Source organism: Psychrobacter sp. YP14, assembly GCF_003209315.1.
Classification (GTDB): domain Bacteria; phylum Pseudomonadota; class Gammaproteobacteria; order Pseudomonadales; family Moraxellaceae; genus Psychrobacter; species Psychrobacter raelei.
On sequence record NZ_CP029789.1, the window covers coordinates 1,032,014 to 1,045,938 of the forward strand.

The window sequence follows — 13,925 nt, forward strand, 5'->3', positions numbered from 1 at the left end:
TTTTTTGTCAGTATTATTGGGCAGAATCTAATGCGGAACTAATGCGGAACTAAGGCTGAACTAAGGCTGAACTAAGGCTGAACTAAGGCTGAACTAAGGCTGAACCACTTTAGAGTCAGCAGGCTCAGTGGTGGTTTCTACCACAGAGATATAAGCATCGGTGTTGTTGTCGTTGTTTATATCTACTGGGGTTGCTTGTTTTTGTTCCACAACTTTCACAGGCTTTTGCTGCTCAAGCAGGTAAGCTTCTTGGGCGGTGACAATTCTTGGCCCTTTGCTGGCTTCAACAGCATTGACCGCTTTTTGCTTATTGGTCTTATTATCAAGGACATTGACCAGGTTTTGATATTTAGGGGTAGGTACTGCCACCGCACCTAAGTTGGCACCGCCACCTAACACTTGATACAGCTCAATCTGGTTATTTAGACGCTCTTGCTCAAGGTTCAAAATAGACTGCTGAGTGGAGAACAGTGAGCGCTGAGCATCTAGTACCGCTAAGTAGTCATCCACTTGCGCCTTAAAGCGGGCTTCAGAGATATCAAATAAACCTTGATAGTTCTCTTGTAAGCGATATTCTGCTTGAGTTCTGGCATCTAATGTCGCTCGATCTGCCAGTACATCGTTGACCTCTTTAAACGCCGCCTCTACTGTACTTTCGTAATTGGCAACGGCTTGATCACGCTCAATTTGAGCCACTTCATAGTTGGCATCACGCTGACCGGCATCAAATAAAGGCAATCTAATAGAGGGTCCAAACGACCAACTGCCAGCACTGCTCTTAAATAAGTCAGATAAGTCGCTACTTGAGTAGCCTAAGTTGCCTGTCAAACTAATAGAAGGGTAGTAGGCAGCTCGGGCCACATCAATATTAGCCCCTGCCGCTTTTAGATTGTATTCAGCTTGCAAGACATCAGGGCGGTAGCGTAATAAGTCACTTGGCAAGCCTGCGCTTAATACTTGGCTTGAAGTAATCGAAGGAATAGCGGGATCTGGCATCATGTCTTCGCTAATCTGGGTACCCACCAAGAATTTCAAAGCATTTTTGGCTCTTAATACGCCGCTTTGAGCATTTAGTGCAGCAATACGAGCCGTCTCAGCAGAGGCAGCTGCTTGCAGCGAAGGCGCTTTTGAGTCAATGCCAGCTGCCAAGCGGGCTTGCGTAATGCGTAGCGACTCTTCTCGAGTCTGCAATGTACTAATGGCAAGCTCTAGCTGCTTTTGCTGATAGCTTAAATTGACATAGCTTTTGGCAATATTGGCAATCAAGCTGACCTGAGCGGTGTCACGTGCGGCTGTGGTGCTGAGGTAATTTTGCAGCGCTTGGTCTTTTAAGCTTGCCACTTTACCCCAAAAATCAAGTTCATAAGCCGCCATACCTAGGCCTACATTAAAGCTGTCACTAGGGTTACGGTCTCTAGCATTACTTGCCCCGTATGAGTAATCTCCATTCAAACCTAAGTTAGGCGCATCATTACTGTCAGTAATGCGGTACTGAGCTTGGGCTTTCTGAATGGCTAGGACAGCTTGCTTAACATCTTTGTTATTATCCAGACCCATTTGGATAAGCGCTTTTAGCTTAGGGTCAGAATAAAAGCTCTGCCAACGTACAGCCGCTAGGCTTGAAGGCACTTGGTTGTTGCCATAAAGCTCATAGTTTTCGCCCGGATTCAAAGGAATATTGGGGCGGGCTACTGTGGGGCTTGTGTCGGCCAGTGGAACACTTTGACAGGCGCTGATTGCGACTGTCAAAGCAGATAGACCAAACAAACGGGACCATTTTTTTCGGGTACGCATAACAGAACCACTCACGCTTCGACTTTTAGAATCAGGAATTAAGGTTACAGAGGTCGTCATTGAGTGTTGTCTCCAAGATTTGCTGGGGTAGAGGCTGCACTTGTGCCATTAGCTGAAAGAGCAGGGGTTGTCGCATGCGGCTGAGCAGCAGCGCCACCTGAGCCATCTTTTGGACCCTCAGGCTTATATTTAAATACAGAGCGTACCCACACATAGAACATAGGAATAAAGAAGATACCTAATAAAGTTGCGGTAATCACACCACCGACCACACTGGTACCAATGGCGTTTTGGCTACCGGCACCTGGACCTGTTGCTAAGTATAAAGGAACCACACCAAAACCGAAAGCCAGTGATGTCATGATAATAGGACGCAGACGTTGTCTTGCTGCTGTCATTACCGCCTCACGTAAGCTGTAGCCTTCCTCTTGGTGCTCTTTAGCAAATTCAATAATCAAGATGGCGTTCTTAGCAGACAGACCTACCACGGTTAATAAACCCACTTGTAGATAGATGTCGTTAGCAAACTGTCTAAACCAAGTTAGCACGACTGCACCCAACACCCCAAGCGGAATAACCAGCAACACTGCAAATGGGATGGACCAGCTTTCGTACAAAGCGGCCAAACATAAGAACACCACAAGAATAGACAAGGCATATAGCATCGGTGCCTGAGCGCCTGATTTTTTCTCTTCAAGTGACATACCAGTCCACTCATAGCCCACACCTGGTGGCAATTGGCTGACCATCTCCTCCATAGCTGCCATGGCTTCACCGGTACTTAAACCTGGTGCAGCGCTGCCTTGGATGTTCATAGAAGGAAAGCTGTTGTAGCGCGTTAAGCTAGGTGAAGCATTTTGCCACTCACTGCTTGAGAAGCCGCCCATAGAAATCATATCACCAGTCTTGTTACGCACATACCACTTGTTAATGTCTTCAGGGTTGGTACGGCTGTCAGCTTCACCTTGAACGAAGACGCGTTTGATACGGCCTCTATCAACGAAGTCGTTGACATAAGATGAGCCCCAAGCTGTAGATAGTAAGCTGTTAATGTCGCTCATAGCCAGACCGTAAGCGGCCGCTTGTTCTTGGTCAATATTAACTTTGAGCTGAGGCGCATCTTCTTGACCATTAGGGCGAACACCAGCGACTTGATCATTTTGTGACGCCATACCCAGCAGTTGGTTACGTGCGGCTAATAAGCCGTCATGACCCACGTTACCCACATCTTGTAGCATTAAGTCAAAACCACTGGCGTTACCTAGCTCAGTAATGGCAGGGGGAACAATGGCATATACTTGAGCTTCATTTAATTGGGTAAAGAAATAGCCCATGGCACGTCCGGCCACAGCTTGGGCACTGTTTTGTTCCCCTTTACGATTCGCCCAGTCGCTTAACCGCACGAAGGCCAGACCCATGTTTTGACCTTGACCGGCAAAACTAAAGCCGGCGACTGTAAACACAGAGGCGACGTTGTCTTTTTCTTGACTGTCGTAATAGCCCCTGACTTTATCCAGTACTTCTTGGGTCTCATCTAACGTTGAGCCTGAGGGCAGCTGTACTAAGGTAATCATAATACCCTGATCTTCTTCGGGTAAAAATGAGCCAGGAATACGTAGGAAAACCACAGCCATAAGACCAATGATTGCCGCATATCCTATTAAGTATAGCCATTTTAGATTGATACTCTTACCGATAAAGCGCTCATAGGCTTTACTGGTTTTGTCAAAGCTGCGGTTAAACCAACCAAAGAAACCTTTTTTCTCCTCGCCATGATTTTTTTGACGCTTCAGTAAGGTCACACATAATGCAGGAGTAAATATTAAGGCCACTAGGGCGGACAGCACCATACTGGTGATTAAAGTGATTGAGAACTGACGATAAATCACACCTGTTGAGCCGCCAAAGAAGGCCATAGGTACGAAAACGGCAGATAGAATGAGCGCAATACCAATAACCACTTTACTAATTTCGCGCATGGATTGGAATGTGGCATCTTTGATTGATATCTCAGGGTTTTCTTCTAAAATACGCTCCACGTTCTCCACAACAACAATCGCGTCATCCACCAGTAGACCGATGGACAGTACCATGGCAAACATGGTCAATACGTTGATACTAAAGCCTGCGACATACAGCACACCAAAAGTACCTAACAAAACAACAGGTACTGCAAGCGTTGGGATAATAGTCGCACGCCAGTTTTGTAAGAACAAGAACATCACCACAAATACCAGAGCAATTGCTTCTAGTAAGGTATGAACCACTTGTTCAATAGACAGCTTAACAAATGGGGTGGTGTCATAAGGTACAACGGCAGTTAAGCCTTTAGGGAAGTTGGCTTCAAGCTGCGTCATACGCTCAGCGACAAGCTCACGGGTGGCCAGTGCGTTAGAGCCAGGTGCTAATGAAATACCCAAACCAGCGGCTTCTTTACCATTATATAAGGCATTGACACTGTAGTTTTCACTGCCCATCTCGACACGCGCCACATCACCTAAGCGTACTTGTGCGCCTGTGCCATCGGTTTTCACTAATATGTTTGAGAATTCTTCAGCTGTTTTTAGATAGCTTTGTACACTGACGGTGGCGTTAATGACCTGTTTGTCAGTATCGGCTGGGGCTTGACCCAATTGACCGGCAGAGACCTGAGCGTTTTGGGCTCGAATGGCATTGACCACATCTGAGGGTACTAAATTATAGCTACGCAGGCGAGCGGGGTCTAACCAGACACGCATTGCATAAGAGGAGCCAAATAAGTTAATGTCACCCACACCTTCCACACGGCTAAGCTGATCAACCACGTTTGAGGCCACATAGTCAGCAATGTCTGAGCGGTCCATAGAGCCATCTTCAGAGACGAAGGCTTGTACCATTAAGAAGCTGCTAGAGGACTTGTTAACGTTGACCCCTTGACGCTGTACTGTTTCGGGTAGCGAGCTCATGGCCGCTTGTAGCTTGTTTTGTACCTGTACCTGAGCGGTATCTGGATCGGTACCGTTTTCAAAGGTTAAGGTGACTGAGCCTGAACCGGTTGAGGAGGAGCTAGAGGACATATACATCAATCCATCTAGACCTTTCATGCGCTGCTCAATAATCTGCACCACAGAGTCCTCTACGGTCTGTGCGTTAGCACCTGGATAGGTGGCGCTGACCTTAATGGTTGGCGGTGCAATGCGCGGGTATTGCTCAATCGGCAAATTAATGACCGAAATAACACCCAATAGCATGACTAAAATTGCAATTACCCATGCAAAAATAGGGCGGTTAATAAAATATCGTGACATGATTTCTTCCTAGTCTGCCTATTTTTGAGTTATTTTGCAGCGTCATCTTCAGGCGACTTTTGCGCTTGAGGGGCTACAGGGCCTTTTGGCATTTCAGATTTGGCGGCGGGGGCTTGCCCTTGGTTAGGTGCGCCACCTGCTTGAGGGGCTGCGCCGCCTTCGCTAGAGGTCGGTACATAAGGCTTACTGACCACCTCTTGTTCAGGCTTAACTTTGGCACCACCAATGGCCACCACATTATCCCCTGATTGCAGGCCGTCAGTCACAATCCACTGGCCTTGATAAGTGCCTTCGATAGTGACATTACGAACCTGAATCTTATTGTTTTTATCAACAATATATACCTGGGTTTCACCCTTTGGCGTACGCATAATAGCGCTTTGTGGCAATAACACCGCGTTATTAATCAAGCCTTGAATTAATCGGGCTTTTACATACATACCTGGCAGCAGCATGTAGTTATCATTTTTGAAAATAGCACGCAGGGTGACCGCCCCGGTATCTTGCTCAACCTTGGCTTCAGCCAGTGACAATTGGCCACGCACCGGATACGTCGATCCATCTTCAAATACCAACTCAACGGTGCTGGTACCAGCTTGTATTGAGCCTTTAGCTTGCTGTTGTTTTAGCTTTAATAGCTCGCTAGAGGACTGGCTGATATCAACATAAATCGGATCGATTTTTGAGACAGTAACCAAAGGATTGGCTTGGTTGGCGTTTACCAAGGCACCAGCGGTGACGCTTGAGCGCTCAGTGACGCCTGAAATGGGCGAGCGTACAATGGTACGGCTGATATCTAATTGACTGCCCGATAACTGAGCCTGCGCTGTGGCTACCGCAGCTTGTGAGCTTGCGATATTGGCTTGGGCTTGTTGTGCCGCCGCCTGAGCACTATTTAGACCTGCTTGTGCTGTTTTTAGCTGAGTCATGGCTTGCTCGTACTGCTGCTCTGAAATGGCTTGCTGAGCAACCAAGGGTTTAAGGCGACGCACATCAGCTTGAGCTTGTTCTAACAATGCTTTTTGTGACTCAATATTGGCCAAAGCATTGTTATAGCTTGCTTTAGCAGTCTCTACATTGGCCTGAGCCTGTTGTACAGCGGCTTGATTGGCGCCGGCGCTAGATTGGTAGTTTTCTGGGCTGATTCTATATAGAGGCTGACCCTTTTGGACCATGCGGCCTTGCGGAAATAAGATTTCATCCACCACCCCAGTAACTTGAGGGCGGATATCGGCAACCTCATAAGCCGCTGTACGACCCGAGAATTCTTGAACTAAAGGAACTGTTTGGAATTGTACAGGAATGACATTGACCACAGCGGGCGGCATTTGCTGCTGAGAAGCGGCAGCATCTGCAGCCTCATCTTTTTTGTCGCAACCGGCAATAAATAAACCAGATACAGCTAAGCTAATAGCAATGAAAAGGTGCGAGTGTTTCATGTAAAAAAACCTTAAATAGTGGGTCATCACAAGCAAATATTTGCTAGCTTGTTACGCTTAAGAATAATGGAAGTTTACAAATTATACGTACTTTAGCAATGATGAGTAAGGCACTTGTTTTAAATTTGTAAATATCCCTTGGCTCAGCCGATATCAAATTAGAATTATGACTGATAATCGTTATGCAGCTATACATAGCTACCTATTTTACCCTCTCATTTGGCAGTTGTTTTTGAGTATAAGCACGCATTACCAAAAACTTTGAGACTTTGATTTTTTGGATAATAAAACCCACCTAAATGCTGTAAAGATAGGTGGGGTGCTTGTTTGGAAGATCGAAAAGAGGTGAAGATAGGTTGACCAATTAGGATATTTAAGCCAATTATGCGGCCTATTATATATTACAAGTGTAAAGTATAACAAACTTTAAATGGTGTTTATGAGCAAATAAAGTTATAACGGGGTTAATAAAGCCAATAAAAAAGCAGCAGCCCATCAGTTACTGGTAGGCTACTGCTAAACCACGCGGGGATTAAGCGCCGGTTATATTTAAGTATAAAATGTCCATGGGTGACGCTACGCCAAACGTGAGCTGGCAAGCTGAGTTAATTGCCACAGACCTTTGCGGTACTCATTATCGGGCAGCTGCGCTAAGGCTTGTTGGGCTAATCGGGTCTCCTCCAAGGCACGATTACGGCAATACTCTAAGGCGCCAGAGTCTTGTACCAATTTTATCAGGCTGGCGGCATCCTCAACTTTACCGGTCTGAACAGCGATACGCAGCTTATCGTAATCGGCAGCGTTACTTTGTTTTAGGAGACGCAGTGCTACGATGGTAGGTAGTGTGGGCTTACCTTCACCCAAGTCATCGCCTAGGTTTTTGCCCATAACTTCGCTATCTCCACTATAATCAAGGACGTCATCGATAATCTGAAAGGCATTACCAAAATGCTGACCGAAGTCGCTAAAGGGCTGCATAAATTCAGGTTTATCTTGCAAGATAGCCACGCCCGCGGTCGCCATCATAAATAGCCGTGAGGTTTTGCCGTCAATGATGTTCATATAATCTGTTTCGGTGGCTTCAGGATTGTGCTGGTGTTGTAGCTGTAGCACTTCACCCTCAGCGATGTCACAGGTGCCATCTGAGAACAGCTTTAATAAAGGTAAGCTTTGAAAACCCACCAATAAGTTAAAGGCGCGGGCAATAAGATAGTCGCCCACTAAGACCGCAGTAGGATTATCCCAAGTGGCATTGGCAGTAGGGCGGCCACGACGCATGCCTGACTCATCAATCACATCATCATGGACTAAGGTCGCTGTGTGTAACATCTCGGTGATGGCAGCCAAATGCATCGCATCTTTAGACTGCTCATCTTTACACAGTCTTGAGCACAACAAGGTAATCAATGGACGCATGCGTTTACCGCCGGCATTAATCACATGCTGAGAGACATTCATTACCAGCTGTACTTTTGAATTTAAGCTACCAAAGACCTGCTTATCCATAATGGCGAAGTCATCGGCGATAATTTGCTGGATATCGGCATAATCGAGCGTTTCATCTTTAATAGTTTCATCTTTAATAATAGGGGTATCGGTTGAAGAGGGCGTGTTTGGTGTGGTCATATCATTGTCAACTGAAGTCAAAAAGAGGTGAGGCATAAGATAAGGCTAATATAGACAGTTAACTCATATAAAGGCCATTCACCTCTACACGATATAATAAAAGATAATTAGCTCAAGCCAACAGCACGTCACCTACAAATGCGTGATAGTTTATTGTGTTATATACTCAGGGTAAGATGGCCAATTTAAAGCACATGGCTTGCAGCGATCTTAAGTGGCGATATTGTAATATAGTTTTGTGTGCAGTAACGGTAAAATATCGTCTTAAGGTTGTGAGTTTGTCTTATTTACCCTTAATTATCTCAAGATGGCCATTGAAAGTGGCTCTTAAGCCAAAGTCAGTATAAAACAACATCATAACATAGGCTTAAATTGCAATCATCTATTGCAATTTAAGCCATAAATGCGTAGAATTCCGTCTTCATATTCAAAGCTTATGCAGTATTTGCTTTCATGACTCAATAAGGTTTGTGCTTAGTAGGCAGATCTTATAAAGCGTAAAAGTAAAATTGTTGCAAAGCTATTTTCTGTAACTTTCCCTGTCGTGTACGTAAATCAGGCAAAAGCTGAAGCGTTATTACAGACACCTTTTGGTATCTTGATAACCACGGCACACGGGTTAAACGGAGTCATAAGATGTACGCAGTTATTAAAAGTGGTGGTAAACAGCATCGTGTAAACGTTGATGAACTACTAAAAGTTGAGCTACTTAAAGCTGAAAAAGGCGAGACCATTAAAATTGAAGACGTATTAATGGTTGTTGATGGCGATGATTATAAAATTGGTCAGCCAGTTGTTGAAGGCGCAAGCGTTGAAGCTGAAGTAGTAGAGCACGGTCGCGGCAAAAAAATCCGTATCGTTAAGCACAAGCGTCGTAAGCATTATCACAAAGAGCAAGGCCACCGTCAGTGGTACACGCTTCTTAAAATCAAAGCGATTAATGTTTAATAGCTGGTAATCACCTTTACACTTATACAGTCAGTCACGTTAAGTAACATTAATTATTTTACAGTACTTATCGAAGTGCTTTAAGATGAACTGACTTATAGTAATAAAGTTTTATAAATTAGTCTCAGTAAGGAGATTTCTCATGGCACATAAAAAAGCCGCAGGTTCAACTCGTAACGGTCGTGACTCTAACCCAAAAATGCTTGGCGTAAAAGTATTTGGTGGTCAAGATGTTGTGGCAGGTAATATCATCGTTCGTCAACGTGGTACTGAATTCCACGCAGGCGCTGGCGTAGGCATGGGTCGTGACCATACTCTATTCGCTTTAACTGATGGTGTTGTTAAGTTCGACACTAAAGGTAAATTCAACCGTCGTTACGTTTCTGTTCAAGAAGCCTAAATAACGATCGCCTAATTATAAAGGTTTTGCCATTTTGTAGAGCTTCTCTAATTAGGTTGCGAATTTATAGGGTAGTGCTTAGTTAACTACCCACAAAAAAGCTCTGATAGCAATATCAGAGCTTTTTTTATGGTCTAAATTCATCTGATAAATCAAGCGGATAGATCATACCGCATAAAAAATAACCGCCAATTAGCACAACCTAAGTTAACAAAAAAGCCTTGTGTGTCACAAAATCGCGGATTGTCCAAAGCAAGTCATAACTGTGTAACAAGCCAGCAGTTTTATTTGCAAATTTCGTCTAGTCAGGTAATAAAAGAAATGGCACACTACCCATCAAGTTATACATCTTCTTGTATATAAGCTATCAATATAATAAAGACGGTGGTGATTTAACGTTGCTACGGTCATTACTTAACCCTTGCTTTAATTTTTGAAGGATAATTTACAACATGCAAAATTCAGTGAATCCTAAAAACAAAACAACAAAAATGATGAAAAATATTATGGGCACCGCGTTATCAGGTGCACTTATCTTTGGCATGCCGATGATGGCAGTGTCACAAGCAGCACAGGCGGCGACAGCAGCGGATAACTTAACTGCAGCCAAGCGTTTAAACGCGCTATTGGCTAATACTAAGAGCATGACGGCAAACTTCACTCAGACCACTAAAGGTGCCAATGGCGGCAAAAGTGGCCTCAGCGCAAAAAATGGTACTTTTTCAGGTAATATGAGTCTGCAACGCCCAAATAAATTCCGCTGGAACATCACCTCACCGTTTGAACAGCAAATCGTGACCGATGGTAGTGCCATGTGGGTATATGACAAGGACTTACAGCAAGCGACCCGTCAAAATGCCGATCAGCAATTAGGTAATACCCCAGCTTTACTGCTATCAGGCGACCCAAGTAAAATTGCCAGCAACTTTAAAATCACTCAGCCTGATGCCAAAAAGAACTATTATGTCCTTTATCCAAAAGCCAGCGGCAGTAACTTTAACAGTCTAGCGGTGAGCTTCAATGGTGGCAAACCCATTATGATGGTACTTAATGACTCTTTGGGCCAAGTGACCTCTATTAAATTTAGCAATGTAAAAGTTAATCCAAGCATTAATAGCAGCCAGTTTAAGTTTACGCCGCCTAAAGGTGTCGACATTATTAATCAGTAAGGGAGTCGAAGAGACTCAGACAGTAGGCTGCTCATCGGTCATTGGCGTTTCTTATAGTCTGTTATTGATGACCTAATATTTTAAGTCTAATTTTTTAAGTATAATTAAAGTTAAATTTAATAAAACCCGAGCTTAATGCTTGGGTTTTATTGGTTTTGAGTAAAGTGCTTTACATGGGGCGGTGTGCTTTAATATGGTCTGAACATCAATCTAGTCTCAGCATGCTTCACTTCAGAGCGTATAAAGTTTAGATATGATAAACTTAACTTTTGGATACGTATTTTCGCTATGACATAGTGAAGGTTATTCGGTTTAAACAAACTTATTTTTAAATCATTAAGATACAGTAATTAGTGAGGTTTAAAGGGATAAGAGGATAGAGCAATCTGGGTGATTTTAATCCGTTTTTATTTGCTAACCTGCTGTCCACTTATCGCTTGGAGGTGAAGTGACCATGAATTCAAAAGTAAGCTGTGCTCCGCAAAAACGCTCAGAGCAAAAGCGTTCACGTGAGACCAAATGCAAAATCATTAAAGCGGCACTTGCTGAGTTTGCGTCTGCTGGGTTTGAGGGTGTATCAACCCGTGCCATTGCCAGTAGAGCGGGAGTGAATCATACGTTAATCACTCATCACTTCGGCACCAAAGAAGATCTATGGAAAGCGGCAGCTGCTGCTATATTTGACACTTATCTAAGCGAGTCAGAAAAGTACCGACAAAGCCTTGGCCATCTTGAGCAAATTGAAGTGGTTCGAGAATTACTCAAGCATTATATTAACTTTAGTGCAGAATTTCCGGACTTTCATCGCTTTATGATTCAAGCCAATCATGGCGACTCTGAGTTATTAAATTGGTTCACTGATGAATATATCAGTCCTTATGCCGACTCTGAGTTAGATCTATTACAGCAGGCTCAAAAACTGGGCTTAATGCCAGAAGGGGATAGCTTGCACGTTCGATACTTATTTATAGGGGCAGTAAATTCTATATTCACCTTTGCCCCACAATTTAGGAGATTATCAGCAACAGACCCTTTTTCTAAGCAAGTAGTAGAGCGCCATGTGGAGTATGTGCTGTCACTATTTTCTGGAAAAAAGTTGTAAATAACGGCGATGCAGCTATTCTACAAGCCTTTAAGCCACAGCGCTTATCCATTTTTTGCAAATAAAATCAACCCTATCATAATAACGGCTATACCTGTAAGCCCGATAAAAGAAGGCATGGGATTGTTTAAAAATACCATGCCGCCTATCAAGGCAAAGATCACCTCGCTGGCCTGAGTGGCATCCACCCCCGCAACTTCACTGGAAGTTTGAGCCCGCTCACGCGCGAACAAGAACAGGCTAGTCGCAATCACTCCTGATAATAAAGCCACCACGAGTGTATTTGTTATCTGAAGCATGTCTGGTAACTTTGGCTGTACCACGGCAGCTAAAACAAACCAAAAAGGAGCGCTGCCTAGCGTCATTAGCCAAACCTTGTTAAAAGAGTTGCGCAGTAACTTAGTATCTATGCTTGGAATAAGACTAATGGCTCGAGACAGCTTTGACTGCGGTAGCGGCTGCGACTCAATCACACAGTTGTTTTCATAAAAATAATCGGCCATATTTAGCGAGATAATTCTGGGCGCAAGTGTGGTCAGAGGCTGAAAGTCACTGTCCACTGACCAAAATTGTAGCTGGCTAATTTTTTGGGCTTGATTGGCCCGTTGTGAGTTAATAACCCGAGCATTGTAAGAGGCCTGCCAGACCAATTGACTGCCTATGGGGTAACTAAAAGAGGCGATAAGGCAAGGCAGGGCGCCATAAAGCACAACATGAGATAACGGAATATCAATAATCATACCTGCCGGAGCGGACAGGGCTTCACTGAGATTCACTAGAATGACACCCAGTAAAAGCAGTGCAGCATAAGCAATAAGCTTTTTGTGAAAGCGGTGGCCAAAAGCCATAAGTACCAATAAACTTGCCACAACAGTGAACATAAAGGTAGCGGCAACCACCCAGCCACTGACATGATCTGCGGCATAACATAGCCCAGCATAAAAAACACCAAAGCCAATACTGCCGGTGAGTATCCAAAATATCCAGTGATCGGTAAACAGTCGCCAAAGCTCGCCAATACGCCTCATACCATGTTGAGCTGCGATGACAAGCGTCAAAATAAGCAAGGTAAATAAATAGCGTAAACTGGCGGACCAAAACCAATGTCCGCCAACATTGCTCATTAGCTCATTTAGAATATAAGTTGAGCTAAAAAATGCACTGGCGATTAAGGTAATAACAATCAGCCTGACCATAAGTAACTCCTTGTAGCTCGGCTGTAGTGGGTTGTTTATTTATTTATTTATTTATTTATTTATTTATTTGCCTTTGGCATCGGCCCAAATGATTTTGTGTAGCTGTAACTGAAGTCTTACTGGTAGGGCATCTGCCAATATCCATTCAGCAAGTTCTCGCGCTAAATTGGGCACATCTACTGCTGCCACATCGCCTTGAGCATCATCATGGACATTAAACATAGGGGAGAACCAGACAGTGCCCACCACTTTATCCAAATTGTGCTCGGCCAATTTCTGTTTGGACCAGTCGTAATCGCTGCGATTCATAATCACAAATTTTAGCTGATCGTGCTGGGTTAAGTACTCTAAGTTCGACCATAGATTCTTATCCGACTCACCGCTACTGGGCGTCTTAATATCCATCACCTTACTGACGGCAGCAGGCACGTCTGCCACTGATAAAGCGCCAGCAGTTTCTAAAGAAATCTCATAACCCTCATCAAGCAGTCTTTGCATCAGTGGTATGGCATTGGGCTGTGCTAGCGGCTCGCCACCGGTTAGACAGATGCGCTTACAAGGGTACTGAGCGATATCGGCCATAATCGCCTCTAAAGACAGACGCTCACCGCCTGTGAAAGAGTAGGTGGTGTCACAATACACGCAGCGCAATGGGCAGCCCGTTAGGCGTACAAATACTGTGGGTAGACCTGCGGTAAGCGCTTCACCCTGCAGGGAGTAGAAAATCTCAGTCATGCGTAAGCCGGCTTCTGGATCAGTAACAGGAATGGCTTGGCTACGCAGCGGTGTATTTTGAGTCATAATGTGTGCCTTGATGAAAGTGGCATGATTTAACAACAGCCAAATCACGCCATAAAGCGATGAATCGATAAAAATGAATAAAGGTGCTTAGAGTTATCTAAGCACCTTATCTAAATCCGTGAGGCTAATTCTTTTCGTAAAGTAGGGGTAAACCCAACAGTTG

Annotated in this window: 10 protein-coding genes; 4 read left to right on the forward strand and 6 right to left on the reverse strand. The window is 44.3% G+C overall.

Annotated elements, in window-relative coordinates:
• Positions 1-93 precede the first annotated feature (93 nt).
• The 4 genes from DLE54_RS04480 to DLE54_RS04495 all read right to left on the reverse strand — a co-directional run bounded on the left by DLE54_RS04480 (position 94) and on the right by DLE54_RS04495 (position 8,026).
• Positions 94-1,854, reverse strand: coding sequence for an efflux transporter outer membrane subunit (locus tag DLE54_RS04480; RefSeq protein WP_110816394.1), 1,761 nt, complete (start codon positions 1,852-1,854; stop codon positions 94-96).
• On the reverse strand, positions 1,851-5,081 hold the full coding sequence (locus DLE54_RS04485; protein WP_011960159.1) for an efflux RND transporter permease subunit: 3,231 nt from the start codon (positions 5,079-5,081) through the stop codon (positions 1,851-1,853). Before DLE54_RS04485 ends, DLE54_RS04480 begins: the two co-directional genes overlap by 4 nt.
• A 29-nt stretch (positions 5,082-5,110) precedes the next feature.
• Positions 5,111-6,520 (reverse strand): efflux RND transporter periplasmic adaptor subunit, encoded by a 1,410-nt coding sequence (locus DLE54_RS04490; protein WP_011960160.1) that lies wholly within the window; start codon positions 6,518-6,520, stop codon positions 5,111-5,113.
• Positions 6,521-7,096: 576 nt separating this feature from the next.
• A complete protein-coding gene (locus DLE54_RS04495; protein ID WP_413775372.1) occupies positions 7,097-8,026 on the reverse strand; it encodes a polyprenyl synthetase family protein in 930 nt (309 codons plus the stop codon).
• A gap of 756 nt (positions 8,027-8,782) precedes the next feature.
• On the opposite strand from DLE54_RS04495, the gene rplU reads away from it, so the two are divergent.
• The 4 genes from rplU (at position 8,783) to DLE54_RS04515 (ending at position 11,765) form a co-directional block, all read left to right on the forward strand.
• Positions 8,783-9,094, forward strand: a complete 312-nt coding sequence (gene rplU / locus DLE54_RS04500; protein WP_007393805.1) for a 50S ribosomal protein L21 — start codon at positions 8,783-8,785, stop codon at positions 9,092-9,094.
• A gap of 142 nt (positions 9,095-9,236) precedes the next feature.
• Positions 9,237-9,494: a 50S ribosomal protein L27 gene (gene rpmA, locus DLE54_RS04505; RefSeq protein WP_011960162.1), complete on the forward strand. Its 258-nt coding sequence runs from the start codon at positions 9,237-9,239 to the stop codon at positions 9,492-9,494.
• 452 nt (positions 9,495-9,946) lie between these two features.
• A complete protein-coding gene (lolA, locus tag DLE54_RS04510; RefSeq protein ID WP_011960163.1) occupies positions 9,947-10,663 on the forward strand; it encodes an outer membrane lipoprotein chaperone LolA in 717 nt (238 codons plus the stop codon).
• A gap of 454 nt (positions 10,664-11,117) precedes the next feature.
• On the forward strand, positions 11,118-11,765 hold the full coding sequence (locus DLE54_RS04515; RefSeq protein ID WP_110816395.1) for a TetR/AcrR family transcriptional regulator: 648 nt from the start codon (positions 11,118-11,120) through the stop codon (positions 11,763-11,765).
• Between the two features lie 44 nt (positions 11,766-11,809).
• Here DLE54_RS04515 and DLE54_RS04520 read toward each other — a convergent pair whose 3' ends face one another.
• Both DLE54_RS04520 and queE read right to left on the reverse strand, forming a co-directional pair.
• Positions 11,810-12,961 carry a multidrug resistance efflux transporter family protein gene (locus DLE54_RS04520; protein ID WP_011960165.1) on the reverse strand — a complete coding sequence of 384 codons (1,152 nt, stop codon included), beginning with the start codon at positions 12,959-12,961 and terminating at the stop codon, positions 11,810-11,812.
• 63 nt (positions 12,962-13,024) lie between these two features.
• Positions 13,025-13,762, reverse strand: coding sequence for a 7-carboxy-7-deazaguanine synthase QueE (gene queE / locus DLE54_RS04525; protein ID WP_110816396.1), 738 nt, complete (start codon positions 13,760-13,762; stop codon positions 13,025-13,027).
• Positions 13,763-13,925: the final 163 nt, after the last annotated feature.

Bases quoted from the DNA above. Each gene is read 5' to 3' on its own strand.
- rpmA (WP_011960162.1), top strand. From the start codon at position 9,237: ATGGCACATAAAAAAGCCGCAGGTTCAACTCGTAACGGTCGTGACTCT.
- DLE54_RS04515 (WP_110816395.1), top strand. From the start codon at position 11,118: ATGAATTCAAAAGTAAGCTGTGCTCCGCAAAAACGCTCAGAGCAAAAG.
- queE (WP_110816396.1), bottom strand. From the start codon at position 13,762: ATGACTCAAAATACACCGCTGCGTAGCCAAGCCATTCCTGTTACTGAT.
- DLE54_RS04485 (WP_011960159.1), bottom strand. From the start codon at position 5,081: ATGTCACGATATTTTATTAACCGCCCTATTTTTGCATGGGTAATTGCA.
- lolA (WP_011960163.1), top strand. From the start codon at position 9,947: ATGCAAAATTCAGTGAATCCTAAAAACAAAACAACAAAAATGATGAAA.
- rplU (WP_007393805.1), top strand. From the start codon at position 8,783: ATGTACGCAGTTATTAAAAGTGGTGGTAAACAGCATCGTGTAAACGTT.
- DLE54_RS04520 (WP_011960165.1), bottom strand. From the start codon at position 12,961: ATGGTCAGGCTGATTGTTATTACCTTAATCGCCAGTGCATTTTTTAGC.
- DLE54_RS04490 (WP_011960160.1), bottom strand. From the start codon at position 6,520: ATGAAACACTCGCACCTTTTCATTGCTATTAGCTTAGCTGTATCTGGT.
- DLE54_RS04495 (WP_413775372.1), bottom strand. From the start codon at position 8,026: ATGGATAAGCAGGTCTTTGGTAGCTTAAATTCAAAAGTACAGCTGGTA.
- DLE54_RS04480 (WP_110816394.1), bottom strand. From the start codon at position 1,854: ATGACGACCTCTGTAACCTTAATTCCTGATTCTAAAAGTCGAAGCGTG.